Here is a 26,669-nt window from a genome sequence, read left to right on the forward strand (position 1 = left end):
CTTATTGGATACGCGAAACGGCCGAGACGTGCATCAGAAGACAGTCGCGCTCGTCGCGGCGCTCGTGTTCGCCGCCGTCGTCCCGTTCGGGGCGGTCGGTGCGCCCGCGAGTGACGCGACGGAGACGGCCGTATCGCCGGCGAGCACCACGCTCGCCACGCAGGAGGACTGTGCGTTCCCGGTCACGCGGACCGACGGGACCGGGACCGAGGTGACGCTCGAGGAGCCCCCGGAGCGCATCGTCGCTATCGGCGGGTCGACGCCACAGGTCATGTGGGAACTCGGGGTCCAGGACCGCGTCGTCGGGATGCCGGTCCAGTCCTACACCGCGTACCTGAACGGCTCCGAGAACAAGACCGACGTCGTCACGCAGGACGGCGCCGTGGACCAGGAACAGGTGGTCGCGCTGCAGCCCGACCTCGTCGTGCTGGCGAACATCTACTCCAACGAGACGGCCCAGAGCCTCCGGGCGGCCGGGCTGACCGTCTACAAGGAGGACTTCCCGTCCACGCTCGCCGGTATCACACGAAGCGTCGACACGTACGGCGCGCTCACGGGCGCGTGCGACCAGGCCGAGCAGACCAACGAGCAGTTCGACGCCTCCATCGACGCCATCGACGCCGACGCCGAGACGTTCGACTCCCCGCGCGTCTTCTACTACTTCTTCAACTTCACCGCCGGGAGCGGGACGTTCACGGACGAACTCATCACCACCGCGGGCGGCACGAACGTCGCCGCCGAGGCCGGCGTGACGGGCTTCCGGCAGGTGAACCTCGAGATCGTCGCCGAGCAGGACCCCGAGGTGGTCGTGGTGCCAAGCGACTCGAGCGTGCCGACCGGCGAGCCGTGGAACTCCACGACGGCCTACCAGGAGGGGAATATCGTCCGCGTGGACACGAACCTCGCCCAACAGCCCGCGCCGCGCGTGATCGGGCCCATCCGGACGATGCAGGAGGCGTTCGCGGCGGCCGCGCAGTCGACGCCGACTCCGGAGCAGACGACCGTGGCGGCCACCACCGCGCCGCCCACCGACGCGACGTTCACGACGACAGCCCCGGCCGAGGACGACGACCAGCAGACGCCCGCGGCCGACTCCTCGGGTGACGGCGCCGGCTTCGGCCTCGCGAGTGCACTGGTCGCGCTCGCGGCGGCCGCGCTGCTGGCCACACGGCGGCGCTAACGCGGGGCACGCGAGGGCCCGAGCGGAAGTTTTACCCGGCCTACCGGCCCAGTATCAGGTAATGGCGTACGAGGACCTTCTGGAGGACCCCGTGATACAGAAGTACCTCCACGAACTCGTCGGACCGACGGGTATGCCGGTGGCCGCCTCCCCACCGGACGGAGAAGTGACCGACGAGGAACTGGCCGAGGAGATCGGCCTCGAACTGAACGACGTGCGCCGCGCGTTGTTCATCCTCTACGAGAACGACCTGGCCACCTACCGCCGGCTGCGCGACGAGGACAGCGGCTGGCTCACCTACCTCTGGACGTTCGAGTACGACAACATCCCCGAACGGCTGGAGGACGAGATGCACCGCCTGCTGGAGGCGCTACGAGCGCGCCGCGAGTACGAGCAGGACCACGAGTTCTACCTCTGTGAGACCGACTCCATCCGGTTCGAGTTCGGCGAGGCGATGGACTTCGGCTTCCAGTGCCCGCAGTGTGGTGGCGAACTCGTCTCGATGGGGAACCAGGGGCTGGTCGACGCCATCGATACGCGCATCGAGAGCCTCGAGGAGGAGCTGAACGTCCCCTCCGAGGCCGAGGCGTAGATGGTCGTCCTCGCGACGAAGTGCTACGTCGAAGGTGAGGCGCGCGAGCGGACGCTCCAGTCGCTCCGCTCGCAGGTCGCCGACGAACTGGGTGGCCTCGACGTCGACGTCGACGTGGGCCTGCGCGACGACGGATTCCCCTCGGTCACGGTCACTGGCGAGGACGCCCCGGTCGCCCGGAACCTCCTCGAAGAGGAGTGGGGTGCCGTGACGCCACACCGGGAGGCCGGCGAGGTGTACGTCGGCACGCTCGAACGCTGGGACGACGAGGGGTTCTACCTCGACGCGGGCGAGGAGGTGTTCGTCCCGAGTGACGGCCTCGGGCTGGGACAGGGGACCCCCTCCCAGATCCGCCAGCGGTTCGGCCTCGTCCAGCACCTCCCGATGCGGTTCGTCGAGGGCGAACCGGGCGAACCCGCCCGCCTCGCCGACGCGGAGCGTGACCGCCTGTACGACTGGACACGTGGTGAGGGGCGCGTGAACGTCAACTCCGCGACCCGTGCGGAGGTCCGCGCGACGGTCAACCGCGCCGGCCACGCGCAGGACATCGTCACGGTCGAGCGACTCGGCCTGCTCGAACAGAGCGTCGTCTGCAAGGAGGGGACGGACCCGCCCGGGCTGGTCGCGTCCATCGGGCAGTACCTCCCCGCCGAACTGCTCGCGGTGGTACCGTAGATGGGCCGCGCCCGGCGACTCCTCGGAGTGGCGATGCTCGTCGGCCTGCTCGTCCTCTCGGGCTGTTCGACCCTGCTCGGTCCCGGATCCGTCAATCAGGGCGCGCTCGCCGCCGACCCCGGCGTCGAGTACCAGTGGGACGCCGACGCCGACGCCCGCATCGAACTCTACCGGAACAACTACACCGCGGTCTACTCGGTCGGCAACCGTACCACCGGGAGTCTGGAGGAGCCGTACTCGATGGAGCTGTACAACCGGGACGCGCTGGGCACGGACCAGCCGCTGACGCCGGAGTCGTTCCAGTTGCGCTACGACAACGGCACGTTACTCCGGTTCGTCGAGGGTGACGACGGGGCGAACCTCGTGATGGTGAAGAACGGCACCCAGACCGACGTGGACGACTCGCTGCTGACGGTGAACCAGACCCGTCGCCGGACGCAGGTGTTCCTGCCCGTGAACGACTCCGCCCAGATAGCGTTCGTCGGGCCGAAGAACGGCAAGTCCGTCTCCACGCCACAGTTCGTCCGCGGGAGCTACGAAATGCGCCTGACCGACGGCGCCCGCGTCGGCCTGCCAATCCTCTCGGACGTGACCCCCGGTGGCGCCTCGACCGAGACGGTCGACGACCGCGTGGTCGTCCGCTGGGACAGCGTCGAGAACGCCCCGAGCGTCTCGGTCCGGTACTACCTCGAGCGTGACCTGCTCCTGTTCGGCGGGCTGGCCGCCATCGGCCTCGTCGTCGGCGTCGCCGGCGGCATCTACTACTACCTCGGCATCCGCGAGACGGTGCGACGCCGCGAGGAGGTCGGCCTCGACGTCGACACCGGCGACGACGACGGCCCGGGCCCCTTCTGAGACGGCGAGGGTCGCGGTCATCGCTTCGCTCGCCGTGCCTGCCCCTCGTTGCTGACGGCCAGTCGACCCCTCACGCATCGCGCCGGTTTTGACACCCCCGCCCCAACCGTGGGGCATGGAAGTCGCGCTGGTGACCGTCGGCGACGAACTGCTCTCCGGTGACACCCTCAACTCGAACGCCGCGTGGCTCGGCCGGCGACTGCACGAACGCGGCGTCACCGTCGAGCGCTCCACCACCGTCCCCGACCGGGTGGCCGACATCGCCCGCGTCGTCAACGAGTACCGCGCCGAGTACGACGCCGTCCTCGTCACCGGCGGCCTCGGGCCGACGCACGACGACCTGACGATGGAGGCGGTGGCCGCGGCCCTCGGCCGCCCCGTCGAGGAGAGTGCGGAGGCGCTCGCGTGGCTCGAGGAACACGGCGGCTACGCCAGCGACGACCTCGCGAAGGGGACCGCCGACCTCCCGGCCGGCGCGCGGGTCCTGCACAACACCGTCGGGGTGGCGCCGGGGTGTGTCGTCGACGACGTCTACGTCTTCCCCGGCGTCCCGGACGAGATGAAGGCGATGTTCGAAGGCGTCGCCGAGGAGTTCTCCGGGGAGATCCAGCACGTCAGCGTGGTGCCGGCGGCGGAACCCGAGTCCGCGCTGCTCGACCGTATCGAGACGCTCCGCGAGTCGTTCGACGTGAAGGTCGGCTCCTACCCGGGCGAGTTCGTCCGGGTCAGACTGGAGGGTGAGGAGGACGAGGTCGAGCGGGCGGCCGCGTGGCTCCGCGACCGGGTGGAAGCGCCGGAGGAGTAGGTCTCAGCGCGTGAGGTAGACGAGCCACGCGACGACGAACGCGAGACTGGCGACGAGGACGAGCCACCCGGCACCGTCGATGGCAGCGACGTTCACTCCTTCCTGCAGTGGTATCATGACTCTCGGTTCTGGGAGTGGGGACTTACCGATTGCGTTCTCCCGCGCGGGCGAGCACTCGCCCCGGCATCCGCGGCGCTTTTGACACCGGCCCCGTAACGCCGAACCATGCGTCGGATCGGCGTCGTCGTCAACCCCATCGCGGGCATGGGCGGCAGGGTCGGGCTGAAGGGCACCGACAACAAGGTCGAGGAGGCCCGCCGCCGGGGTGCGGAGCCACGCTCGCCGGAGCGGGCGGTACAGGCGCTCTCGCACATGGCCCAGCAGGGCGTCGACGTCGAACTGCTCGCCTACGGCGGCGAGATGGGCGAGGACGAGTGCCGCGCGGCCGGGTTCGACCCCGTCGTCGTCGGCTCTCCAGGCGACGAGGACACGAGCGCCGAGGACACGAAGCAGGCGGTCCGCGAGTTCGTCGGCTACGAGCCGCCGGAGGGGGGCGACCCGGGCGTGGACCTCGTCCTGTTCGTCGGCGGCGACGGGACCGCGGTGGACGTGGCGGAGACGCTCGTGGAACTCGGGGGTGACACGCCGATGCTCGGGGTCCCGGCGGGGGTGAAGGTCTACTCCTCGGTGTTCGCAGTGACCCCGCGGGCGGCGGGTCGCATCGCGGTGACGTTCGACCGCACCGAGCGCCGCGAAGTGAACGACATCGACGAGGACGCCTACCGCGGCGGTGACGTGAACACAGAGCTGAAGGCGCTCGCGTGGGTGCCCGTCGGCGAGGACGTGCAGTCCTCGAAGCAGGTCGGCGGGGGGACCGTCGAGCAACTCGCGCAGGCCGTCGCCAGCGAGATCAGCGAGGAGACGGGCGTCACGTACGTCCTCGGGCCGGGCTCGACCGTCGACGCCATCAAGACCGAGCTGGGGTTCGACGGGACGCCGCTCGGCGTGGACGTGTGGCGCGACGGCGAGGTGCTCGTCCGGGACACGACCGAGTCGGACATCCTCGACAATCTCGGCGAGAACAACGTCATCGTCGTCTCTCCCATCGGTGGCCAGGGGTTCATCTTCGGGCGGGGGAACCCACAGATCAGTCCGGCCGTCATCGAGCGCTCGGCGGTCGAGGTGGTCGCCTCACGCCAGAAACTCGACGACACGGGCGTCCTCCGGGTCGACACCGGCGAGCAGGAACTCGACGACGAACTCCGGGGCTGGCAACGGGTCCGGGTTGGGAAGTTCGAGCGCCGACTCCTGAAGGTCGTCTGATCACGCGGGCCGTCCCCGTGCGACCGCACGGGGCGAAGTGTGCCTATCCCTCATGGTCATCCATATTACTTCTGGCGGCTCCATATGGTGTGTATAGTGAAGACTAAGGTCACTGGGCGCGGACCCACCCGGCATGGAGACACGCAAGGTCCAGCGGCTCGGACCGTCCACGTTGGCGATGACGCTCCCGGCGGAGTGGGCGAAGGCCCAGAACGTCGAGAAGGGCGACGAGGTGTCGCTGCGCATCGGGTCGAAGGGGACGCTCACGGTGATGCCCGAGTCCGTCCAGCAGGAGGAGAGCGAGGCCATCATCCACGCGGGCGAACTGGACGCCGACGCCGTCGAGCGCGCCATCCTCGCCCAGTACGTCCTCGGCCGGCGCGTCATCGAGGTCAGCGCGGACGAGGGCGGCACCCTCGCCTCGACGACAATCAACGCCGTCTACAACGCCGAGACGCAATTGATGGGGCTGGGTGTCATCGAGGAGACGCCCGAACGCATCGCCATCCGCTGTAGCGTCGACCCGGAGGACTTCACGCTCGACAACCTCCTGATGCGTCTGGAGTCGACCGGGAGCACGATGCGTAACGAGGCGGTCAAGGCGCTCGCCCACGGTAACCCCGACCTCGCGCAGCGCGCGCTCAACCGCGAGCGGCAGGCGAACAAGATCTTCGTCCTCCTGCTCCGGCTCATCTTCACGGCCTACCAGAACCCCAACCTCGCCCGCGCGGTGGGGCTGGACGGCGGCTTCCCGCTCATCGGCTACCGCTCCATCGCGAAGAACCTCGAGCTCACCGCGGACAACGCCGAGGACATCGCCGAGATCGTCCTCGAGACCGAGGGCCACACGCTCAACGTCGACAGCGGGACGATGCGGAAGATCCGCGAGTTCACGGACAACGTGAACGAGATCACCGAGAAGGGCGTGCAGGCGGCCGTCGAGCGCGACTACGACATCGCCATCGAGGTCAAGCGGCTGTTCCGCGAGATAGAGAACCGCGAGCGCGAGATCCTGAACGAACTCGACGAGATGCCGAACGCCGACCTTCTCCGGGTCCGCGAGGTGCTCGTCAGCCTCCAGCAGACCGCCCAGTACGCCGTCCGGAACGCCGAGATCGCGACGAACCTCGCGCTGGACGAGGACAGCGAGTACGTCACCATCAGCTGAGCCGTCGGCCCGTCCGGTCTCCCGTCGTTCTTCCCGCGCTTCGTCAGTCGAGACCCAGGATGCCGCCGTCGTCCGTCGGCGTTGCGGTCGGTGAGTCGCTCGGCGTCGCCGTCGGCGCGGGGGTGCTCGTCGCCGCGTCCGTCGTCGGCGCGGCCGTGGGCGTCCCGCCGAGGACGCCGTCTGTGGGCGTGTCCGTGGCGTCTGTCGCCGTGTCCGTGGCGTCTGTCGCCGTGTCGAGCAGCCCGCCGTCGTCGGTGGGCGTCGGCGTGGGCGAGGCCGTCCCTGCCGGCCCCTCACCCTCGGTCGACGCGTCACCGGCGCCGGCGTCGGACGCGTCCGTCTCGTCCTTGGTGCCGAAGATGTCCGTCTCGATGGTCCGCTCGTAGGTCAGCGCGTCGAGCGGGATACGGATCTCGTCGCCGGTGGGCAGCTCTACCTTCGCGTAGAAGTCGATCTGGAGGTCCGTGACCTGGTCGTTCTGGAGGTGGCTCACCCACCACTCGTCGAGCCGCTCGTTCCGGATGGTCGGGACCGTCCGGATGGTCTCCGTGGTGCCACCGGGGACGACGTAGGACTCGTTCGTGCGCCCCTCGCCGACGGGGATGTCGTTCATCGTCACCTCGTAGCCCACCTCCGTCACGACGTAGGGCTGGGCCTTCGGGTTGTAGACGACGAAGTCCGTCACGATGGGTGTCTGTGCCTCGGTGACGGTCCCGTACTGCGCATCGGTCCGGTTGATGTAGAGGATGGGATCGGAGACGAGCGGTCGGGAGGCGTTGACCGGCCGGGTCTCGTCGGACTCGAACGCGCCGATGATGTCCGTCTCGATCTGCTGGCCCTGCTGGAAGTCGAACGTGCGGTCGCCGAGCAGCGAGGTCCGGACGTCAGCGTCGACGGTGACGTTCGTCACCTCGCCGTTCCGGAGGTGGGTGACCCACCAGTCCGGGATCTTCGTGTTCTGCATCCGGGTACTGAAGTCCAGCGTGGTGTTGCCCGGGTCCACGTCGAGGCCCTCCTTCGTCCCCTCGGCCATCGCCACGTCGTTCATGGCGACCGTGTAGTCGATGGTCGTCCCGCCGAGCTGGACGCCGACCGGGTTGGGGTTGTCCACGACGAGGTCCGTCTCCACGACGGTGGTCTGGTCGGTGACGTCTCCGAACCGGTTCTCGACGGCCTGCACGGACGGTGCGCCGACGACGCCGAGCGCGAACGCCCCACCGACGCTCGCGGCGACGAGACCGAGGGCGACCAGCACCACTCGAAGTGTGCCGAGTCCACGACGTGACTCTCGCGTGTCCATTCTCGAACTGGGGAACGTCCTGCCCCGACAAGTATCTCGTGGCCGAGTCCGTGCGTGAGACGCGCTCTCGATGCCCTCGAACGCCTGTTCAGGGTCGCGCCGGCATCGAGTGACCGACCGCGCCGGGAACGCGAGGATTAAGTGGGCGGTGACGGAAACTCCGGTCATGACGACTGAGTCCGCGTCGACGGACATGTCCATCGGCCTGAGCGCGGTGTTCGTCGCGCTCGCGCTCGCCGGGGCACTCGGGATGTACATCTTCGCCGTGGGCGGCGACACCGTCTCGTCCGGGTGGGCGTTCGCGGTGGCGATGCTCGGGGCTGCGGCCGTCGTGACGGCCGTCCACGTCTACTGACGCCACCCGTCGCTCGACCGACGGGGGACCGCCGACTGCCGGTGCGGTTGCCGGAACGAGGAACGGTTAAGCGTCCGGCGCACGTACCCGTGGGTATGGCAGAGATGAGCGAGGAAGACGAACGTATCCTGTCGTACCTCCGGGACAGCGTCTCGGCGGGTGACAGATACTTCCGCGCGAAGAACATCGCCAAGAGCGTCGGCCTCACCGCGAAACAGGTCGGTGCCCGCCTCCCGCGCCTCGCAGAGCAGTCGGACGACGTCGACATCGAGAAGTGGGGCCGCGCGAAGTCCACGACCTGGCGCGTCACCCCCCAGTGACGGTAACTACTTCCCACGCCCCCCCCGAGTTCCATACATGACCGTCAGGGTCGAACGGGTGTTCGAACTGCCCGTACCGCCCGAGGACGTCTGGTCGTTCATCGCCGACGCCGAACGGCGTGCCCGGCCCATCAGCGTCGTCGAGGAGTACGAGGTCACGGGCGAGCGCACCGCCATCTGGCACGTCAGTCTCCCCATCCCATACCTCGACGCCACCGTCAGCATCGAGACGGAGGACGTCCGCGTGGACGAACCCCGGTTCGTCGAGTTCGTCGGGAAGTCACGCGCCATGCGTGTGGTGGGAGAGCACGAACTCGAGTCCACGGAACAGGGGAGTCGCCTCACCAACCGCTTCACCGTCGAGGGACGCGTCCCCGGCGTCGAGAACTACTTCGCCGACAACCTCGACGCGGAGTTGACGAACCTCGAGAACGCCATCCGTGAGTCGTTCGGCCTCGACCGCATCCAGCGGGTCTCGAAGCCCGAAGCCGACGCGGACGACGGCGACGGGAAGAAGAAGTCCCGCTGGAACCCCTTCTGAATCCGATGCGACTGACCTGTGCCCAACAGCTCGTGGAGGGTGGTGACGTGCCCGGCAACGTCGACCGGGCGCGCACCGCCATCGTCGAGGCGGCCGACGAGGGGGCTGACCTCGTCGTGCTGCCGGAACTGTTCAACGTCGGCTACTTCGCGTTCGACGCCTACGCCCGCCGGGCGGAGTCGCTCGCCGGCGAGACGCTGTCCGACCTCTCGGCGCACGCCGCCGACCGCGGGGTGGCGCTGCTGGCCGGCAGCATCGTGGAGGACCTCGGCGCGACGGCCCGCGAGACAGACGTGTCGACGCCCGCCGACGAGGGGCTCGCGAACACCGCGGTGCTGTTCGACGCGACCGGCGAGCGCCGAGCCGTCTACCGCAAGCGGCACCTATTCGGCTACGACTCGGCCGAACCGGAGTTGCTGACGCCCGGTGAGTCACGGGGCGTGGCGACGCTCTCGCTCGGCGGCGACGACGTGACCGTCGGTGTGACCACCTGCTACGACGTCCGCTTTCCCGAGCAGTACCGCGACCTCGCCGAGGCCGGCTGTGACCTCGTCTGTGTCCCGTCGGCGTGGCCCTACCCTCGCGTGGAGCATTGGAACCTGCTCCCGCGGGCCCGGGCGGTCGAGAACCAGTTCTACGTGGCGACGGCCAACGGAGCGGGGACGTTCGACGGGTCGACACTGCTCGGACGCTCGACCGTGTACGACCCCGAGGGGCACGCGATGGCGTCGACGGGTGACGACCCGGCGCTCGTCACGGCGACGGTCGACCCCGGCCGCGTCGAGGCCGTCCGGGCGTCGTTCCCGGCGTGGCACGACCGGCGCTGAGGCCGCCCCCCGAGACCGTCGCCTGACCCCGTCGCGTCGGGCGGTCGGCGACCAGCCGGAAGGGAGGTTTTATCAGTGGTGACGGAGTATCGTTGAATGCCACTGACGACGCTTTTCTCGTCGCTGTGGCAACTCAAATCCGCGCCCGCCGACACGCTGACGCCGGGTCGCCCGGAACCCGGCCGACGCACCATCGACCGGCCCACTCACCCCCTCTCGCCTTCCACCTTACAGCGAGCGACGCTCACCGCTCGCGGCCGACTCGTACACCGCGTCCATGACCCGCAGGTCCGCGAGGCCGTCCTCGCCGTCCGGTTCCGGGCGCTCGCCGGTCAGCACGCAGTGGGCGAAGTAGTCGAACTCCTCGCGCACCTCGTTCGTCCCGGCTCCCTCGAGCGTCAGCGTCGCGCCACCGGCCTCCACGCGGAGGGTCCGGTCGCGCCGCGGGACGAACGCGTCCTCCAGTCGGGCCGTCCCGTCGGTGCCGTGGACGACGAAGGTGGAGTCGGCGGCCCCCGTGAACGACGCGGAGAACGACCCGAACACGCCCTCGGGGAACTCGACGGTGAACGCGACGCGCTCGTCGACGTCGCTGTACGGCCCCGAGGTGGCGGTCGTCCCCTCGACGGCCGTCGGCTCGGTGTCGAGGACGAACCGGGCGGTGTTGAGCGGGTAGACGCCCACGTCGTAGAGCGCGCCACCCCCGGCGAGGTCGGCGGCGAGACGCCAGTGGTCCGGACCGTAGCCCCCCGAGAGGACGGGGAAGGTGAAGTCACCGGACAGTTTCACCACGTCGCCGAGTCCCCCGCCCTGCACGAACGCACGCAGTCGACGGACGACCGGGTCGGTCTGCATCCGATAGGCGGTCATCAGGGTGACGCCCGCGTCCTCGCAGGCGGCGACCAGTCGCTCGGCCCGTTCGAGCGTCGCGTCCAGCGGCTTCTCGCAGAGGACGTGCTTGCCGTGGTCGGCCGCGGCCGCCACGTTCGGCAGGTGGAGGCGGTTCGGCACGACCACGTAGACGGCGTCGTACGCGTCGGCGCGGGTGCCGTCGCGGTAGGCCTCGTAGTCGATAGCCGTGGCGTCGTACTCCGTCGCGAGGTCGGCCCTCGCGTCGGGCGACCCGGTGACGAGTGTGGTCACCTCGCCGTAGTCGGCGGAGTCGATGGCCGGGAGCGCGAGGTGTCGGGCGAACCCGCCGGTGCCGACCACGGCGAACCGCACGGTGCCGTCCGGGTGCGTGTCCCAGTCGCGAGCGGCCACGTCGTCGAGGAAGGTGTCGAACATGGAATCCTCGTCGGGTCTCCTCGGCAAAAGTGGCGGGGGGTCGTCCGGTGTCCGATGGGGGGACCACTCACGACAGCCGGAGTATGTTGGTCGTCGGTACCACGGAACAGGGTCATACAACTTCAAGCAGAATACCTGCGCGCTTAAGCGCAGGATGAATCCGACAATACCCTACACAATCCACCGTCGATAGCAAGGCCGGATATTCCACGCCAACCGACGTTATTAACAAAACAGCATTCATAACCGGTTATGAAGCAAAATAATGAGTCGAACCATCCGAACCTTCGAGGCTACGATTACGAACCAGCGACAGGTTCGTGATGACCTTGACCAACTCGGATGGGCTGCCTCAAAACTCTGGAACGTCGGTCGCTACTACGCACAAAAACAGCGGGACGAAACGGGCGAGATTCCCGATGACGGGGAACTCAAAGCCGAACTCAAAGGTCACGAACGCTACACGGACTTGCATTCTCAATCCAGTCAGCGCGTTCTCGAAGAACTCGCGGAAGCGTTCACCAGCTGGTTCGGCAAGCGTCGGAACGGAGACGACCGCGCCCGACCGCCCGGCTACCGCAAAAATGGAGACTCCCACCCACGTTCAACTGTGTCGTTCAAAACGGCTGGCTTCAAGCACGACGCACAGTTCACCCGGATTCGCCTCTCGAAAGGCAGAAACCTCAAAGAACACCGTTCAGACTTCATCCTCTGTGAGTACCAGACTCGACCGGATGTTGACCTGACCGAGTGGGACATTCAACAGGTTCGAGCCGTCTACAAACGCGACGAGTGGCGGTTACAATTCGTCTGTCGCACCACCATCGACCCGGAACCGCCGGGCGACGAGGTGGCTGGTGTTGATCTCGGGATGTGCAATTTTGCCGCCGTCTCGTTCGGCGGTGAGTCGGTGTTGTATCCCGGTGGCGCACTCAAAGAGGACGAATACTACTTCACGAAGCAGAAAGCCAAGTGCGACGATTCCTCGTCCCGAGAGTCCACTCGCCTGGACCGGAAACGAACGGGTCGCCGGACACACTTCTTGCACGCACTCTCGAAAGCGATTGTCGAAGAATGTGTCGAACGCGATGTTGGCACGCTTGTCGTTGGCGACCTCGCTGGCATCCGAGAAGACGGCGAGAGTGGTGAGTCTCGTAACTGGGGCGACCACGGCAATCTCGACTTGCACGGGTGGGCGTTCGACCGCTTCACGACGCTTCTCGACTACAAGGCTGAAATCGAGGGTATCGACGTCGAGTTGGTATCGGAACGTGATACGTCGAAGTTGTGTTCGGCTTGTGGCCACACAGACGTCGATCAGCGAGTTGAACGTGGCTTGTACGTGTGTGAGAAGTGCAGTACGGTGGCGAACGCGGACGTGAACGGTGCGGAGAACATTCGACAAAAGGTACTCCCGAGTCTCGCCACGGACCGCGGCGATAGGGATAACGGCTGGTTGGCACAGCCAGCGGTTCACTTGTTCGACCGTAGTGTGGGCGTTTTCGCCCCACGAGAACAGGTTGCTAACCGCGAACCCTAATATCCCAACTCAGCGGCGCGGTGCCGTGGGGATTCCCGCGTCTTCAGGCGCGGGAGGATGTCAAGTTCACTGTCACCTAACGGTACACATGCAAGGGAGAGCGTCATCTGGTATCCGGGGCCTCGACGAGGTGCTCCGAGGGGGATTCCTCCGGAACCGTTCGTACCTCACCCGGGGGTCCCCGGGGGTGGGGAAGACGCTGTTGGGACTCCAGTTCCTCCAGGCTGGGGTCGAGAACGGCGAGACGTCGCTCTACATCAGCCTCGGCGTCAGGGAGCAGGAACTCCGGTCGGACGCGGCGGCCTTCGGGGTCGACCTCGACCACGACGCGTTCCACTTCCTCGACCTGAGTCCGCGCTCGGAGTTCTTCATGGAGAAGCAGGTCTACGACATCTTCGACGCGCCGGAGGTCGAGCGGGAGGAACTCGTGGACGCCATCGTCGCCGCCGTCGAGGAACGCCGACCGGACCGGGTCGTCGTGGACCCCATCACCGAGCTGCGGGCGCTCACCCCCACCCGCCAACAGTTCCGCGAGCAGGTCCGGTCGTTCCTGCTCTATCTCAAGGAACACGACTGCACGGTGGTCTTCACCCCGGAGTCCGGCCCGGAGGAACCGGACACGGACCTCCAGTACATCAGCGACGGGAACGTCGACCTCGCGTTCGGCCCGGAGTTCCACCAGCTGGAGGTGACGAAGTTCCGCGGGTCGGACTTCGAGCGCGGCCCACACTTCGTCTCGTTCACCGCGGACGGACTCGACGTGTTCTCCGTCGTCGTCCCCAACAAGCTCGTCCTCGACTTCGAACCGGAGCAGTTCGAATCCGGGGTCACGGCACTGGACGAGATGCTGTACGGCGGCATCGAGCGAGGGACCTCGACGCTCGTGAGCGGCCCGACCGGTGTGGGCAAGACCACGCTCGTCTCGCAGTTCGCCGCCGCCGCCGCCGCGGACGGGAACCGGGCCATCGTCTACCTGTTCGAGGAGACGGAGGCCACCTTCACCTACCGCCTGCGGAGCATCGGCGTCCCCATCGACGAGTACCTGGAGGCAGGACTCGTCGGCATCCAGCGTGTCGAACCGTACGAGCACACCCCCGAGCAGTTCAGCCGCATCGTCCGTCAGGCGGTCGAGCGCGACGGATTCGACGTCGTCGTCGTCGACGGACTGGAGGGATACCTCGCCTCCATCCACGGCGAGACGCCGATGCTCATCCGGCGGCTCCACGCACTCATCTCCTACCTCCGGAACGTGGGGGCGACGCCGTTCGTCACCGCCGAGGTCCACAGCATCACCGGCGAGTTCCAGGCCACGGAACACAAGGCGAGCTACCTCGCGGACAACATCGTCTACATCACCTACTACGAGTACGAGGGGGCACTCCACCGGGCACTCGGGGTCCTCAAGAAGCGTGCGACGGCGTGTGACAGTTCGCTCCACGCGTTCGGCATCGGTGACGACGGCATCGTGATCGGGGAGCGACTCACCGACCTGCGCGGGGTGCTCTGGGGGGCACCGAACACGGCCGAAGACCCGGTCCCCGGTGACGACTGATGCCTCGTATCGAACTCCCGAAGCAGGTCCGGGCGGGCGAGACGCGCGTGCTGATGCTGCTCCACCGCCGGAACCGCGAACTCCTCGAGCGCTGGCTGAACGACGCCGTCGTCACGCTCACGGCTGACGAGGGCTTCCCGGAGGCGTTCGACGTCTGCGTCCTCGATACGGCCGCGTTCGTACGCCACCGTGAGGAACTGCTCGCGCGGAAGGAGGAGGCCGGGTCGGAGTTCCTCCCGTACCTCCTGGTCGTCCGGGAGCGCAACCGACCGACGCTGAGCGCCGAGGTCCGGGAGGTGGCCGACGAGGTGCTGGTCATCCCGGCGAACCCGACCGAGTTCGCCATCCGGCTGAGCAGCCTGCTCCGGGCGCGCCGACAGTCGCTCGACCTGCGCGAGCAGAAAGAGCGGGAGATCGCGACCCTCGAACGACAGAACGAGCAACTGGAGCAGTTCGCCAGCATCGTGAGCCACGACCTCCGGAACCCGATGACCGTGCTCTCGGGGGCGCTCGAACTCGTCGAGCAGTCCGGGGACGTCCCGTCGGAGTACGTGTCGATGGCCCGTGACGCGCTCGACCGGATGGAGACGATGACCGACGGGCTGCTGGGGCTGGCTCGGCAGGGACAGTCCATCCGTGAGACGTCGCCCACTGACCTCGAGACCGCGGCAAGACAGGCGTGGGCGCTCGCCGGGAACGGCGAGGGAACGCTCGTCGTCGACGGTACCTGCACGCTCGAGGCCGACCCGGAGCGGCTGAGCGCCCTCCTCGAGAACCTCTTCCGGAACGCGAGGGAACACGGGACGACTGCGGACGCCGGGGGACCGGTCGTCCACGTCGGGGCCATCCACTCGCCGACCGGGTTCTACGTCGAGGACGACGGCCCCGGTATCCCACCCGAGGCCCGGGGGCAGGTCCTCGAGTACGGGTTCAGCACCTCGACGGACGGCACCGGATTCGGCCTCGCCATCGTCCGGTCCATCGCCGAGGCCCACGGCTGGGACGTGACCGTCACCGAGAGCGAGGACGGCGGTGCGCGGATCGAGTTCGACTGCCGGTAGGTCCGCCGCCACTGCTGGAACCCCACGCTTGATACGGCGGCCCAGTGTACGCGACGGTGTGACAGACGACCAGTCCCGGCGGCGGTTCCTCTCGCGGCGCGCCATCGCACTGGCCGGTGTGATGGCGCTGGCCGGGTGTACGAGCGGTGGGAACGGGAACGGTGGCGGTGACGACGGGCCCACCCCCAGCGACGAGCCGACGGCGACGGCCACCGACTCGGGTGGCTCGAACGCCGACCACACCGTGGTCGTCGGCCCGGCCGGGAGCCTCGTGTTCGACCCGGCCGAACTCGCCGTCGCCCCCGGCGACACCGTCCAGTTCTCGTGGGAGTCGAACTTCCACACCGTCACCGTCGAGTCGGCCCCCTCGGCGTCGGACTGGACGGGCACCGGCGAGGAGACGCAGGACGCGGGCTACACCCACACCCACACGTTCGAGGTGACGGGCACCTACGACTACTACTGCAACCCCCACCGCGGGTCGGGGATGGTCGGGTCCATCACGGTGGGTGACGCCGACGGTGGGTCGGGGGACAGCGGTGGCGGTGACGACCCGTACTGAGCGCCGGCCTCACCCGGTGTCCGAAGCGGCCTTCTCTATCTCGCCTTTGAGGGCACCCACGTCGAACTCCAGGTCGGGGCGGAGGCTGACGAAGTCGAGGAACTCTCCGGCCGCCAGCACCTCGACCGGGTCGTAGGCGCCGAGCGCCGCGGCGACGGCCACGTCCGCGCCCACGTGTGGCGTGAGCGACCCGAGTGCGCAGGCCACGTCGTAGCCCCGTGCGCTCTCGACGTTCGCCGGCGTCGCGTCGACGCTGGTCGCGTCGATGAAGTAGAGGGTGTCGTCGACGACGAGGACGTTCTCCTCGCGCAGGTCACCGTGGGCGAGGCCGGCGTCGTGCATCCGCGAGAGGGCGTCGAACAGGGCCGGTGCGAGGCGCTCGGCTTCCGCTGCCGACACCTCGTCCAGCGTCCGGAACCCGTCGAGGTACTCGAGGACGACGACGCCGTAGCCCTCGTACTCGAACACCTCGACGGGGGCGGGCGCGTCGACACCGATGTCGCGCATCCGCCGTGTCGCCTCGAGCTCGTGCCGGGCCATCGCGTAGGGGGTGCCGAAGTGCTGGAAGAAGCCGGGGACGCCCGCCGAGAACGCGCCGAGGTTCCGCCCCGCGGTGAACAGCGCGTGGAGCCGCGAGTGCTGCTCGCTGACGACCTTCACGAACCACTCGTCCTCGACGACCATCGGCACCGAGAGCCAGTTGTCCGCCTCGAGGAACTCGACGCGCAGGTGGTCGCGGCCGTACCGCTCGCACAGGGCGAGCGCGAGTCCCTCGAGGTCCGCCCACGGGACGGACGACCGGAGGATGCGACGGACGGCCATCGGAGAGACGAGGGTGTCGAGCGACATTAGGGTTCGCCCCCCGAACCGGCCGGCCCGACCGCTTATGGCGCCCGAGCGGGCAGGCTCGTACATGGAGTTCGAGGTGATCCGCGGCGACATCACCGCCCAGTCCGTCGACGCCATCGTGAACGCGGCCAACACCCACCTCCGGATGGGTGGTGGGGTCGCGGGTGCCATCCGCGAGGCCGCCGGCCCCGCGATACAGACCGAGGCGACGGAGCGCGGCCCAATCGGCCTCGGGGAGGCGATCCACACCGACGGTTACGACCTGCCCGCGGCGTACGTCGTCCACGCGGCGACGATGGAACCGGGTGGGCGGGCGACCGAACGGAGCATCCGGGACGCGACCCGGAACGCCCTCGCGGAGGCCGACGCCCTCGGCTGTTCGTCGGTCGTCTTGCCCGCGCTCGGCTGTGGCATCGCGGGTTTCGATCTCAAGCACGGGGCGAGGGTGCTGTTCGAGGAGCTGGCGGCGTACGAGCCGGCCACCCTCGAGTCGGTGGCGGTCGTCGGCTACGGGGAGTCGGCGTTCGAGACCCTGTCGCGGGTCGGGGCGTCGGTCCGCGACTGACCGTCTCAGGGGCGCGTGGCGGGTGCTCCCCGGTGGATTTATCGCCGCGTGCCCGTACACCCGGACATGGACTTCACGCTCCCCGACGAGCACCGGATGACCCGCGATTCGGTGCGCGAGTTCTGCGAGGAGGAGATCGAACCAATCGCCCAGGAGATCGAGGACGAACACCGGTTCCCCGAGGAGATATTCGAGGAACTCGGGAAACTGGACATGATGGGCGTCCCCATCACCGAGGAGTACGGGGGCCTCGGCGGTGACACCCTGCTCTACGCCGTCGTCGCGGAGGAACTCGGGCGCGTCTCGGGGAGCATCGCGCTCTCGTACGTCGCGCACACCTCGCTCGGGGCGAAACCCATCGAGGCGTTCGGCACCGAGGAACAGAAGGAGGAGTGGCTCCGACCGCTCGCCTCGGGCGAGGGCATCGGCGCGTGGGCGCTCACCGAACCCGGCAGTGGCTCCGACGCGAGCGACATGGACACCCACGCCGAGAAGGACGGCGACGAGTACGTCCTTGACGGGACGAAGCAGTTCATCACGAACGCGAACGTCGCCAACTCGGTGCTGGTGAAGGCCGTCACCGAACCCGGTGCGGGCTACGACGGCATCTCGACGTTCATCGTCGACCCGCAGAACGACGACGGGTTCGAGGTCTCCACGGTCTGGGACAAGATGGGGCTGAACGCCTCGCCCACCTGCGAACTCACCCTGAAGGACGTCCGCATCCCCGAGGACCGCCTGCTCGGCGAGGAGGGCGAGGGCTGGGACCAGACGAAGAAGACGCTCAACGGCGGTCGTATCTCCATCGCCGCCATCTCGACGGGGCTCGGACAGGGTGCGTTCGAGGCGGCGCGCGAGTACGCCACGGAGCGCGAGCAGTTCGGCCGTCCCATCTCGAAGTTCGACGCCATCCGCGACAAGCTCGTCTCCATGGACCGCAAGATCGAGCGCTCGCGGCTGCTCACTCACAAGTCCGCGTGGGAGTACGACCAGGGGATGGACGTGACCCGCTCGTCCTCGCTCGCCAAGCTCGACGCCTCGGAGACGGCCCGCGAGGTCGCCGAGGACGCCGTGCAGGTGCTCGGCGGCTACGGCTACACCGAGGACTTCGCGCCCCAGCGGTTCTACCGCGACGCGAAGTTGATGGAGATCGGCGAGGGCACGTCGGAGATCCAGCACCTCGTGCTCGGGCGCGAACTCGGACTCTGAGGGCGTCACCGGGACGCCCCGTCACCGGCTGACGGTCGGCCGTCACCTTCTTCTCCGGCGGCGTACTCTCCCTGTCGTGATGGTAGAGACCCTCCTCCCGCTGCAGTTCGGCGGGCTCGGCGGTCCGCCGCTGTTCTTCCGTCTTTTCGGGCTCCTGTTCGCCGCCGTCGGCGCCCTGAACCTCTGGAAGCCCCGTGAGATGGCGAGCTGGCAGTTCAGACGGCGCTACGGCGACGTGGAGGGGACCCTCGAGCCGTCGGACGCCCGCGTGATGCTGATGCGTGTGTTCGGCGGCTTCTTCGTCCTCGTCGGCCTGGGCATCTTCCTCGGGCTGTTCCCGTAACGGGCGCGGCGACCGCCACACGGGGTCACGCGTCGTCTCTGGCCGCCTGCTCGCGCCACTCCGGCGCGAGCAGTCCGTACCGGACCACGTCCACGCGGTCGCCGCGGACGAACGCGTGTTCGCGGCTCACGCCCTCCTCGAGGAACCCGTTGCGTCCCAGTGCCCGCCGCGCCGCCTCGTTGGTCGCCTGCGTCGTCGCGTGGAGCCGGTGGAGTCCGAGCGTGTCGAAGGCGTACGCACAGAGGAGGCCGAGCGTCTCCGTGGCGTAGCCCCGGTCCCAGTGATCGGGGGCGACGTACCCCCGCACCTCCGCGACGCCCCACTGCGGGAAGTAGTCGGCCAGTTCGGCGACGCCGACCCGTTCGTGCTCGCTGGCGGGTGCCGTCGGCGTCCCCGGCGTGTAGACGAGGAACGTGAAGTCCTCGGGACTGAGCGACTCGAACCACTCGGTCTGCTGGCGGTCGGTGTACGGGAGGACTGCCCCGAGCGGTTCGCGAACCACTGGGTCCTGTGACAGTCGCCGGACGAACGGCAGGTCGTCCGCCTCCAGCGGCCGGAGGTGGACGCGCTCACCACGGAGGAACGCGGGTGCGGTCATGCCGCCCGAGTGGTCGAGGAAGGGAATAACTCCCCGTTCGGCGGGTGCTCACTCGGCTGTGGCATCGGTCCGGCCGGCCCTCCCTTCGCGCCACTCCCGTGCCAGCAGGCCGTAGTGGAGCCGGTCGACGCGTTCCCCACCGACGAGCGTCGCCTCTCGGCTCGTCCCCTCGTGGGTGAACCCGAGTCGATCCAGCGTCGCCCGTGCGGACTCGTTGACGGCGAGGGTCTGCGCCCGGAGCCGGTGGAGTCGCCGCTCGTCGAACGCGTAGGCCACGACGAGTCCACACGCGGCTGTGGCGTAACCGTGCCCGCGAGCGTCCGGGACGAGCGCGGCACCCACCTCGGCGGTCCCGGCCCGGCCGTCGAGGTCGAAGAGGTTCACGAGCCCAACGGCGCGTTCCGGGTCGTCCGCCGGGCAGACGAGGAGCTGGACGTTCGACTCGTCCAGCGACTCCAGCCACTCGCGCTCCTGTCGCCGGGTGTGCGGGGTGTGGACGTCCATCCGCTGTCGGACCGCCGGGTCGGCGTACACGTCGTCGAACAGGCCGAGGTCCGCCTCCTCGAACGTGCGGAGTTCGACCCGGTCGCCCCGGAGGAAGACGGGGCCGGGCATCAGTGCTCACCTCCGTCGGATCCGGCGTCGAGCGCCGCTCTCGCCCGCTCGTGGGCCGGTTCCCACTCGTCGGCGAACGCGACGTACCGGTGGCAGTCGACGCGCTCGCCGTCGCGGAACGCCTCGCGTTCGAGCACCGCCTCCTCGTGCCACCCGGCCTTCTCGAGGACGCGCATCGAGGCGGGGTTGTGGGCGTAGACGCTCGCGTACAGTTTCGCCAGTCGTCGCTCCTCGAAGGCGTACCGGGTCAGGAGTGCGACCGCCTCGGTGGCGTAGCCGTTGCCCCAGTGCTCCGAGGCGACGCTGTAGCCGACCTCGGCGGTCCCCCACGTCGTGTCGAGGTCACCGAGGCCGGCGGTCCCCACGGGTTCACCGTCGGAGCGTGGTTCCGACGAGGCGTCACTCGCTCCGCTCGTGTCACCGCGCCCGGCGACGAGCAACAGCGTCTCGCCGTCCCGGTCGTGCAGCGAGTCCAGCCACTCGCGCTCCTGTTCGCGGTTCTTCGGCGTCGACGAGCGCAGCGTCGCCCGCACCCGCGGGTCGTTGATAGCTCGCTGGACGAACGCGAGGTCTGCCTCCTCGACCGGACAGAGGTCGATACGGTCGCCACGCAGGAAGGTAGGGTCGGGCATAGTCCACGGTTCTCGGCGGTCGCCCAAGAGTCCGTGGCTAGTGTGTGGTGTGCTAGCACTGTGTCGCGTCCCCCAGAAGGTGTTTACCGGCCGGGCCGGAGCACACGGGTACGGGTCCTCGGGTAGGGGCCTCTGGACCCGTGCTGGATTTATGTGTGGGTGGCCGACACCAGTACTGATTAGACCGTCCCACGCGCCTCGCGATGTATGGGCACGCCGCTCTCCTCCCGCGAGGAACAGGTCGACGAGGTGCTGACGCGACTCTACGACCGCTACCCCGAACCGGAGATCTCGCTCGACTTCTCGAACCGCCTCGAACTGCTCGTCGCCGTCGTCCTCTCGGCGCAGTGTACCGACGCACGGGTCAACGAGGTGACGACGGACCTGTTCGAGAAGTACCGCACGCCCGAGGACTACGCGAACGCGAGCGAGGAGCAACTCGCCGAGGACATCTACGGCATCACGTTCCACAACAACAAGGGCGGCTACCTGAAGGGCATCGGGGAGATACTGGTCGCCGAACACGGCGGCGAGGTGCCGGACACGATGAGTGCGCTCACCGACCTCCCCGGCGTGGGCCGCAAGACCGCGAACGTCGTCCTGCAGCACGGCCACGAGGTCGTGGAGGGCATCGTCGTCGACACGCACGTCCAGCGCATCTCCCGGCGTCTCGGGCTGACCGAGGAGGAGACGCCGGCGAAGATCGAGCAGGACCTGATGGGTGTCGTCCCCGAGGACGAGTGGAAGGAACTCACGCACCTGTTCATCAGCCACGGACGGGCGACCTGCTCGGCGCGGAACCCGGACTGCGGGGACTGCGTGCTGGCGGACATCTGCCCCTCTGAGAAGGGCGACGCGGACGTGGACCTCGCCAGCGGCGAGGCGTGGTAGGGACGGGGAGTTTTGTCGGTCGCCGGTGAGGTGGGGCCATGCTCGGACGGGCCGGCCGGTACGTGGCGGTGACGTACGGCGTCAGCTGGAGCGCGTGGGGCCTCCTCCTCGTCACCGACCTGCGACCGTTCGCGCTCCCGGGGCTCCTCGCGTTCTTCGTCGGCGGGCTCGGGCCGGCCGTGGCCGGCGTCGGACTCACCGTCTCGTCCGGAGCCGAGGCCCGGCGAGCGTACTGGCGTCGACTGGTCGACCCGTCGAGAGTCGGGCTGACGTGGGGTCTCTTCGTCCTCGCGCTCCCGCTGTTCGTCACGCTCGCCGGCGCCGTCGTCGCGGGAGTTGCCGGTGGGTCGTCGGGACTGCTGGCCGAGTCGGCACCCGACACCGTCCCGGCGTTCCTCGCCTTCCTCGTCGTGACGGTCCTGTTCGGGCCGCTCCCGGAGGAACTCGGCTGGCGTGGCTACCTCCTCGACCCGCTGCTCGACCGGTACGGGGCGCTCCGTGCCAGCCTCGGCGTCGGTGGCCTGTGGGCGGTCTGGCACCTGCCGCTGTTCTTCCTCGCCGGGACCTACTAGGCGGGGCTGGGCCTCGGGACGGCCGCGTTCTGGCTGTTCGGGTACTTCGTCCTGGCCTACTCGGTGCTGTTCACGTGGGTCCACGTCCACACCGGCCGGAGCATCCTCGCGGCCGTCCTCTTCCACTCGGCCATCAACGGGAGCGGGGAGCTGTTCGTCTCGACGCTCGGGGCGGACCTCGTCTCGGCGGGCCTGTTGCTGGTCGTCGTCGGGGCCGTCGTGGCCGTCGCCGGTCCGGAGGGGCTCAGGCGGGGCGGCGAGACGCCCACGTAGCGCGCCCACCTAGAGCACGTACATGACGACGAACCGGCCGAGACCGGTGAGCCACGCGCCAATCCAGAAGAACGTGTAGCCGAACACGCCGAGGCGGAGCCGTGAGCGCCAGTGGCTCATCCGCTCGCTCCCGATCTCCTCCAGCAGCACGTCCTCGTCGTAGTCGTGGTAGAGGTCGTGCTCCCACTTCGCCCGGAAGATGCGGACGATACCCGTGAACCCGAACAGGAGGAAGGCGTAGGCGGTCAGCCCGAGGAACGCGTGGACGGTGGCGAGCCCGCCGAACTGACCCGGATGGCCCGCCAGCCCGAACAGCCGCGGCACCATCCAGAACACCATCGGCACCGTCGTCAGCGTCAACCCCGTGAGGATGAACTTCAGGTGGTAGGTCAGCACGCCCCACGTGACGGCCTCGGCGTCGATCATGATCCACGCCCCGTAGAGGAACAGGGGGAGGGCGGCCGAGACGGCGATGGCAGTCAGCGCCGCGACGGTCGCGTCGGGGAGCATCACCCGGAGGTTGGACCGGACCGCGTTTGAGACTGCCGGAAGCGGCGCGCCCGGCCGCCGCCGTCGTCGGCCTCACCCGGCGGTCGGCGTCGGTGTCGCCGTGGCGTTCCCGACGGTCCGGACCACGTCCTGCTGGCCGCCGAGTTCGTAGGGGCCCGCGCCGGGGCCGGTCGACGTGCGGACGCCCACGCCCCAGATGTCGGGGCCGCTGTACTCGGTGAGCATCACGAACTCGTCGCGGTCGGGCAGATAGCGGACGACCGGGTCGCCGCCGCAGGCCGTCGTCACCCGACCGAGGGGCGTGAACGACGACAGGTTCTCCGAGGTGGCGACCTGCACGTGGTAGCGGGGGTGTTCGGTCGTCTCGTCGACGAACAGGTAGTAGGTGCCGTCGACCCGCACCACGTCGGGGTCGCCGGTCTGCCAGCCCTCGCCACGCACGTCGAGTGCGAGGCCCTGTCGGTCCCAGTGGAGCGCGTCCGTGGAGACGGCGTGCCCCAGCGCCTCGCCGTTCTCGCCGGGCGTGCCGAACTTCTGCTCGTAGTAGAGGTGCCACGTCTCCGTCTCGGGGTCGTAGAACCCCCCCGTGTCGCTCTCGTTCAGGACGACGCCGCGGTTCGTTAGGTCGGTCAGCGACCGGCCGGTCCAGAGTTCGGTACGCTCCTCCCCCACGGTCCGGAAGAGGTAGTAGACCCCGTCGACCTCCCGGCCCCAGTTGAAGTTCGAGGCGAACTCGGCGCCCTCTACGTCCGCGGCGACGCGACGGTACGACTCGAAGTCGCGACTCTCGTAGAGGTCCATCCGGCCGTCCCCGTCGTCGACGAGGAGGCGGTAGGGGAACTCGCGGTCGGGTTCGACGAAGAGGACGGGGTCGTAGACACCGACCAGTGGCTCCGGGTCGCTCCAGTCGGTCCACTCGGGGGCGAGGGCCGTCCCGCTGGGCGCACAGGTGTCGGGGGGACGCTCTCCCACCCCGAAGAGGGCGACCCCGGCGGACTGGACAGCCAGCGTGTAGAGCGAGGCGACCACCAGTAGGACTGCCACCAGCCACGCGAGGGCCCGTTCGGCGTCCATGTCGGTGGAGTCCGTCGGTTCGGTAATAAACTCTCACCCGGTGCTGCCGGTTCGGTCAACTGCCAGCGTGGGTTAACACTCCCACACGGGTCTGTTAATTCCGTCGTAACATTGTCCCTCTGGAGCATCACGATGCTTGTCATGACCTCACTCGGCCCCCGTCGGCGGCTCGTCGTCCGTCTCTGTCTCGCCCTCGGTCTCCTCGTCCCGGCCACGTTCGTCGGCGAAGCCTACGTGACCCGCGGGAGTGACACGGGCGCATTCGACGTCACGGCCAGCGTCGGGGACCGTATCGCCGCGCCCGCCAACGGGACCACCGTCATCACCACGCAGACGGTCGGCAAGGAGGTCGACTTCGTCCAGCGCTCGGGCGACTCCCCCGGTGAGCTCCTCGCCATCGACCCGAACGGGACGCTCTCCTACTACGACAACCGCTACTACTCCTACTGGGACGTCGACCCGGAACCGGGCACCTCGGCGACCGTCCTCTACGTCGCCAGCGAGTTCCGGACCCGGCCCCACTGCGGCGAGGCGAAGTCCTGCTTCGTCAACCACATCGAGACGGCGAACCTCTCGACCGGTGAGCGGACCACCCTCTACTCCCAGACGGTCCGGAGCGAACCGAGCATCCGGTGGCACGACGTCGACCGCGTCGGCCCCGACACGTTCCTCGTGGCCGACATCCACCTCGACCGTGTGTTCGTCATCAACGTGACCAGCGGCCTCGTCGAGTGGGGCTGGGAGGTGCAGTCGGACTACGACGTGAACGAGGGCGGGGAGTTCCCCACCGACTGGACACACCTGAACGACGTGGAACTGCTCGACGACGGCCGCGTGATGGTCGGCCTGCGGAACCAGGACACCGTCGCGTTCGTCGACCCGGAGACCGGTCTCGACGAATCGTGGTCGCTCGGGTCGAACGACGACTACGACGTGCTGAACGAGCAGCACAACCCCGACTACATCCCGGCCGAGCGCGGCGGGCCGGCGGTCCTCGTCTCGGACTCCGACAACCACCGCATCGTCGAGTACCAGCGCGTCGACGGCCAGTGGGAGCAGTCGTGGGTCTGGACCGGGAGCGGCGTGAACTGGCCGCGCGACGCCGACCGGCTGCCGAACGGCCACACGCTGGTGACGGACACGAACTCGAACCGAGTCGTGGAGGTGAACCGCGCGGGCGACGTGGTCTGGGAGGTGTCGCTGACCCGGCCGTACGAGGCCGAGCGCTTCGAGACGGGCGACGAGAGCGCCACCGGGAACAGCGCCGCGAGCCTCGGTCTCGAGTCGCGCGTCGACGGCGACGGCGGCCCTGCGGCTCCCGAGTCACTGACCGGGCGCCTCGCCGCCAGCCCCGTCTACCAGGCCGTGCTGTTCGTCCTCCCGTGGTGGATGGGCATCAGGCAGGTGCTCGCCCTGCTGGCGGCGGTGGCGTTCGCGCTCGTGTGGCTCGGTCTCGAGTTCTCGTGGTCCGACCGGCGCCTGCCGCGGCCCCCCTCGCTCGGCGGCGACCGGAGTCGTCAGTAGCACCCGCCCTTACCACGACGTTTACGGGGGACGCGACCGTACTCAGTGGTGATGGCCGACGCAACCGAGGAGACCGAGGCCGACCACGACGCGGAGGGAACGGACCCCGAGGCGTCGGCCACCGGGGCGGCCTCGTCGTCCTCGCACTCCCCGTCCGACGACCGCCCGGCGTCGACGACGGACGACGGGACGGACACCACCGAGGGCGACGACGAGGCACCGAGTCTCGAGGAACTCCGCGCGCAGGTGGAAGCAAAGTACGACTTCGAGAACTTCGGGCCCGATCAGATGGCGGAGATGACCGCCGAGGAGTGGGAGGCGGTGTTCGACCCGGAGACGTGGATAACTGGGTCGGAGCTACTCGACCGGCTGGAGGCCGACGTCAAGTCACGCGTGGTGACCCGCGACGTGTTCGCCCGCGTCGAGCGCCTCGACAACCCCGACCGCCTCGTCGCCTACTCGGACGAGGGGTACGTCGTCGTCTACCGGGACGGGAGCACCGAGGGCCGCGGGACCGTCCTCCGCGACGTCGAACCGCTCGTGGCGCTGAACTCGATGGAGGAGTACGACCCGCCGGCGATGCCGGAGGGGGACCTCCTGCCGGACCCAGTGGACGTGCCGCAGGGGAGCGGCGAGAAGGGGAACCTCCTCATCCAGATCGTCGCGGGCGTGCAGTTGCTCGCCGGGCTCGCCCTGTTCGGCGCGTGGCTGCTGGGGGTGTTGCGCGTCGGCCCGTTCACCGCGGACCCGATAATCCTCGTCGCCGGCCTGGGGTTCCTCGTCATCGGGTTCTTCCTGTTCTTGATGGTGGCGAACGCGAGGCTCTCCGACCGGTTCCGTGCCGAGGAGTACCGGAACCGCCTGCGCGCCATCGGCATCGACTCAGAGGAGCGCCCGGAGTGGCTCCCACCCGAGGTGGAGTGGCCCGCGGGCGAACTCGAGGAGGGGGCGAGCGAGGGGGCGAGTCAGAGCGTCGAAGAGCGCGGCGAGGAGTCGGTCTGAGCGCCCCGCTGGCGGGGCGGAGGACGGGGGTGTTCGTCGCCGGTCGCAAACCCGGCAAACACGGGGCAC

General features: G+C 68.8%; 30 protein-coding genes and 1 pseudogene. 23 read left to right on the top strand and 8 right to left on the bottom strand.

Annotated features, from left to right (window positions below; genetic code table 11):
* Window positions 1-28 precede the first annotated feature (28 nt).
* From N0B31_RS02325 to N0B31_RS02355, 7 genes are all read left to right on the top strand, one after another.
* A complete protein-coding gene (locus N0B31_RS02325) occupies window positions 29-1,180 on the top strand; it encodes a PGF-CTERM-anchored ABC transporter substrate-binding protein (RefSeq protein WP_260594178.1) in 1,152 nt (383 codons plus the stop codon).
* Window positions 1,181-1,241: 61 nt separating this feature from the next.
* The gene (locus N0B31_RS02330) at window positions 1,242-1,772 is read left to right on the top strand and encodes a transcription factor (protein ID WP_260594179.1); all 531 of its coding nucleotides are present in this window, start codon (window positions 1,242-1,244) and stop codon (window positions 1,770-1,772) included.
* Window positions 1,773-2,447 (top strand): DUF2110 family protein, encoded by a 675-nt coding sequence (locus tag N0B31_RS02335; RefSeq protein WP_260594180.1) that lies wholly within the window; start codon window positions 1,773-1,775, stop codon window positions 2,445-2,447.
* Window positions 2,448-3,302, top strand: coding sequence for a DUF5803 family protein (locus N0B31_RS02340; RefSeq protein WP_260594181.1), 855 nt, complete (start codon window positions 2,448-2,450; stop codon window positions 3,300-3,302).
* A 115-nt stretch (window positions 3,303-3,417) separates the two neighbouring features.
* Entirely contained in the window at window positions 3,418-4,107 is a 690-nt protein-coding gene (locus N0B31_RS02345; protein ID WP_260594182.1) for a competence/damage-inducible protein A, read from the top strand.
* 225 nt (window positions 4,108-4,332) lie between these two features.
* Window positions 4,333-5,430, top strand: a complete 1,098-nt coding sequence (locus N0B31_RS02350; RefSeq protein ID WP_260594183.1) for an ATP-NAD kinase family protein — start codon at window positions 4,333-4,335, stop codon at window positions 5,428-5,430.
* A 133-nt stretch (window positions 5,431-5,563) separates the two neighbouring features.
* Window positions 5,564-6,598 (top strand): phosphate uptake regulator PhoU, encoded by a 1,035-nt coding sequence (locus N0B31_RS02355; protein WP_260594184.1) that lies wholly within the window; start codon window positions 5,564-5,566, stop codon window positions 6,596-6,598.
* 43 nt (window positions 6,599-6,641) lie between these two features.
* Here the strand turns inward: N0B31_RS02355 and N0B31_RS02360 are convergent, their stop codons facing one another.
* A complete protein-coding gene (locus N0B31_RS02360; RefSeq protein WP_260594185.1) occupies window positions 6,642-7,898 on the bottom strand; it encodes an LEA/WHy family protein in 1,257 nt (418 codons plus the stop codon).
* 166 nt (window positions 7,899-8,064) lie between these two features.
* Between N0B31_RS02360 and N0B31_RS02365 the strand changes: the two genes are divergently transcribed.
* The 4 genes and pseudogenes from N0B31_RS02365 to N0B31_RS02380 all read left to right on the top strand — a co-directional run bounded on the left by N0B31_RS02365 (window position 8,065) and on the right by N0B31_RS02380 (window position 9,941).
* Window positions 8,065-8,253, top strand: coding sequence for a DUF7525 family protein (locus N0B31_RS02365; RefSeq protein ID WP_260594186.1), 189 nt, complete (start codon window positions 8,065-8,067; stop codon window positions 8,251-8,253).
* 95 nt (window positions 8,254-8,348) lie between these two features.
* The gene (locus N0B31_RS02370; protein WP_260594187.1) at window positions 8,349-8,573 is read left to right on the top strand and encodes a DUF7123 family protein; all 225 of its coding nucleotides are present in this window, start codon (window positions 8,349-8,351) and stop codon (window positions 8,571-8,573) included.
* Between the two features lie 37 nt (window positions 8,574-8,610).
* Window positions 8,611-9,021: pseudogene (locus N0B31_RS02375) on the top strand (SRPBCC family protein); the annotation flags it as partial.
* Between the two features lie 98 nt (window positions 9,022-9,119).
* Window positions 9,120-9,941 (top strand): carbon-nitrogen family hydrolase, encoded by an 822-nt coding sequence (locus N0B31_RS02380; protein ID WP_260594188.1) that lies wholly within the window; start codon window positions 9,120-9,122, stop codon window positions 9,939-9,941.
* 228 nt (window positions 9,942-10,169) lie between these two features.
* Here N0B31_RS02380 and gfo6 read toward each other — a convergent pair whose 3' ends face one another.
* On the bottom strand, window positions 10,170-11,228 hold the full coding sequence (gfo6, locus tag N0B31_RS02385; RefSeq protein WP_260594189.1) for a D-xylose 1-dehydrogenase Gfo6: 1,059 nt from the start codon (window positions 11,226-11,228) through the stop codon (window positions 10,170-10,172).
* A gap of 265 nt (window positions 11,229-11,493) precedes the next feature.
* Between gfo6 and N0B31_RS02390 the strand changes: the two genes are divergently transcribed.
* The 4 genes from N0B31_RS02390 (at window position 11,494) to N0B31_RS02405 (ending at window position 15,943) form a co-directional block, all read left to right on the top strand.
* Window positions 11,494-12,768, top strand: a complete 1,275-nt coding sequence (locus tag N0B31_RS02390) for an RNA-guided endonuclease InsQ/TnpB family protein (RefSeq protein WP_260594190.1) — start codon at window positions 11,494-11,496, stop codon at window positions 12,766-12,768.
* Between the two features lie 88 nt (window positions 12,769-12,856).
* Window positions 12,857-14,320 carry an ATPase domain-containing protein gene (locus N0B31_RS02395; RefSeq protein ID WP_260594191.1) on the top strand — a complete coding sequence of 488 codons (1,464 nt, stop codon included), beginning with the start codon at window positions 12,857-12,859 and terminating at the stop codon, window positions 14,318-14,320.
* Window positions 14,320-15,381, top strand: a complete 1,062-nt coding sequence (locus N0B31_RS02400; RefSeq protein WP_260594192.1) for a sensor histidine kinase — start codon at window positions 14,320-14,322, stop codon at window positions 15,379-15,381. The genes N0B31_RS02395 and N0B31_RS02400 overlap by 1 nt, the downstream gene beginning before the upstream one ends.
* Window positions 15,382-15,439: 58 nt before the next feature.
* A complete protein-coding gene (locus tag N0B31_RS02405; protein WP_260594193.1) occupies window positions 15,440-15,943 on the top strand; it encodes a plastocyanin/azurin family copper-binding protein in 504 nt (167 codons plus the stop codon).
* A 9-nt stretch (window positions 15,944-15,952) separates the two neighbouring features.
* Here N0B31_RS02405 and N0B31_RS02410 read toward each other — a convergent pair whose 3' ends face one another.
* Window positions 15,953-16,765, bottom strand: a complete 813-nt coding sequence (locus N0B31_RS02410; RefSeq protein WP_260594194.1) for an RIO1 family regulatory kinase/ATPase domain-containing protein — start codon at window positions 16,763-16,765, stop codon at window positions 15,953-15,955.
* A 91-nt stretch (window positions 16,766-16,856) separates the two neighbouring features.
* Between N0B31_RS02410 and N0B31_RS02415 the strand changes: the two genes are divergently transcribed.
* The 3 genes from N0B31_RS02415 (at window position 16,857) to N0B31_RS02425 (ending at window position 18,909) form a co-directional block, all read left to right on the top strand.
* Complete coding sequence (locus N0B31_RS02415; RefSeq protein WP_260594195.1) at window positions 16,857-17,357, top strand: macro domain-containing protein; 501 nt, start codon at window positions 16,857-16,859, stop codon at window positions 17,355-17,357.
* A 66-nt stretch (window positions 17,358-17,423) separates the two neighbouring features.
* Window positions 17,424-18,566, top strand: a complete 1,143-nt coding sequence (locus N0B31_RS02420) for an acyl-CoA dehydrogenase family protein (RefSeq protein WP_260594196.1) — start codon at window positions 17,424-17,426, stop codon at window positions 18,564-18,566.
* Between the two features lie 79 nt (window positions 18,567-18,645).
* A complete protein-coding gene (locus tag N0B31_RS02425; protein WP_260594197.1) occupies window positions 18,646-18,909 on the top strand; it encodes a DUF6199 family natural product biosynthesis protein in 264 nt (87 codons plus the stop codon).
* 25 nt (window positions 18,910-18,934) lie between these two features.
* Here the strand turns inward: N0B31_RS02425 and N0B31_RS02430 are convergent, their stop codons facing one another.
* From N0B31_RS02430 to N0B31_RS02440, 3 genes are read right to left on the bottom strand one after another with little or no spacing between them, the layout of a single operon-like run.
* Window positions 18,935-19,507, bottom strand: a complete 573-nt coding sequence (locus N0B31_RS02430; protein WP_260594198.1) for a GNAT family N-acetyltransferase — start codon at window positions 19,505-19,507, stop codon at window positions 18,935-18,937.
* Window positions 19,508-19,555: 48 nt separating this feature from the next.
* The gene (locus N0B31_RS02435; protein WP_260594199.1) at window positions 19,556-20,122 is read right to left on the bottom strand and encodes a GNAT family N-acetyltransferase; all 567 of its coding nucleotides are present in this window, start codon (window positions 20,120-20,122) and stop codon (window positions 19,556-19,558) included.
* Complete coding sequence (locus N0B31_RS02440; RefSeq protein WP_260594200.1) at window positions 20,122-20,754, bottom strand: GNAT family N-acetyltransferase; 633 nt, start codon at window positions 20,752-20,754, stop codon at window positions 20,122-20,124. Before N0B31_RS02440 ends, N0B31_RS02435 begins: the two co-directional genes overlap by 1 nt.
* A 207-nt stretch (window positions 20,755-20,961) precedes the next feature.
* Here N0B31_RS02440 and nth point away from each other — a divergent pair, with 207 nt between their 5' ends.
* The 3 genes from nth (at window position 20,962) to N0B31_RS02455 (ending at window position 22,490) form a co-directional block, all read left to right on the top strand.
* On the top strand, window positions 20,962-21,645 hold the full coding sequence (gene nth, locus N0B31_RS02445; RefSeq protein WP_260594201.1) for an endonuclease III: 684 nt from the start codon (window positions 20,962-20,964) through the stop codon (window positions 21,643-21,645).
* A 38-nt stretch (window positions 21,646-21,683) separates the two neighbouring features.
* Window positions 21,684-22,217 (top strand): CPBP family intramembrane glutamic endopeptidase, encoded by a 534-nt coding sequence (locus N0B31_RS02450; RefSeq protein WP_260594202.1) that lies wholly within the window; start codon window positions 21,684-21,686, stop codon window positions 22,215-22,217.
* A gap of 63 nt (window positions 22,218-22,280) precedes the next feature.
* Window positions 22,281-22,490 (top strand): hypothetical protein, encoded by a 210-nt coding sequence (locus N0B31_RS02455; protein WP_260594203.1) that lies wholly within the window; start codon window positions 22,281-22,283, stop codon window positions 22,488-22,490.
* Between the two features lie 9 nt (window positions 22,491-22,499).
* Here N0B31_RS02455 and N0B31_RS02460 read toward each other — a convergent pair whose 3' ends face one another.
* Complete coding sequence (locus N0B31_RS02460) at window positions 22,500-23,000, bottom strand: DUF7321 family protein (RefSeq protein WP_260594204.1); 501 nt, start codon at window positions 22,998-23,000, stop codon at window positions 22,500-22,502.
* 72 nt (window positions 23,001-23,072) lie between these two features.
* Window positions 23,073-24,074: a glycoside hydrolase family protein gene (locus tag N0B31_RS02465; protein WP_260594205.1), complete on the bottom strand. Its 1,002-nt coding sequence runs from the start codon at window positions 24,072-24,074 to the stop codon at window positions 23,073-23,075.
* A 141-nt stretch (window positions 24,075-24,215) separates the two neighbouring features.
* Here N0B31_RS02465 and N0B31_RS02470 point away from each other — a divergent pair, with 141 nt between their 5' ends.
* Entirely contained in the window at window positions 24,216-25,598 is a 1,383-nt protein-coding gene (locus N0B31_RS02470) for an aryl-sulfate sulfotransferase (RefSeq protein ID WP_260594206.1), read from the top strand.
* Between the two features lie 51 nt (window positions 25,599-25,649).
* Window positions 25,650-26,600: a DUF7319 domain-containing protein gene (locus tag N0B31_RS02475; RefSeq protein WP_260594207.1), complete on the top strand. Its 951-nt coding sequence runs from the start codon at window positions 25,650-25,652 to the stop codon at window positions 26,598-26,600.
* The last annotated feature ends 69 nt before the right edge of the window (window positions 26,601-26,669 follow it).

This window comes from Salinirubellus salinus, from assembly GCF_025231485.1.
GTDB lineage: Archaea > Halobacteriota > Halobacteria > Halobacteriales > Haloarculaceae > Salinirubellus > Salinirubellus salinus.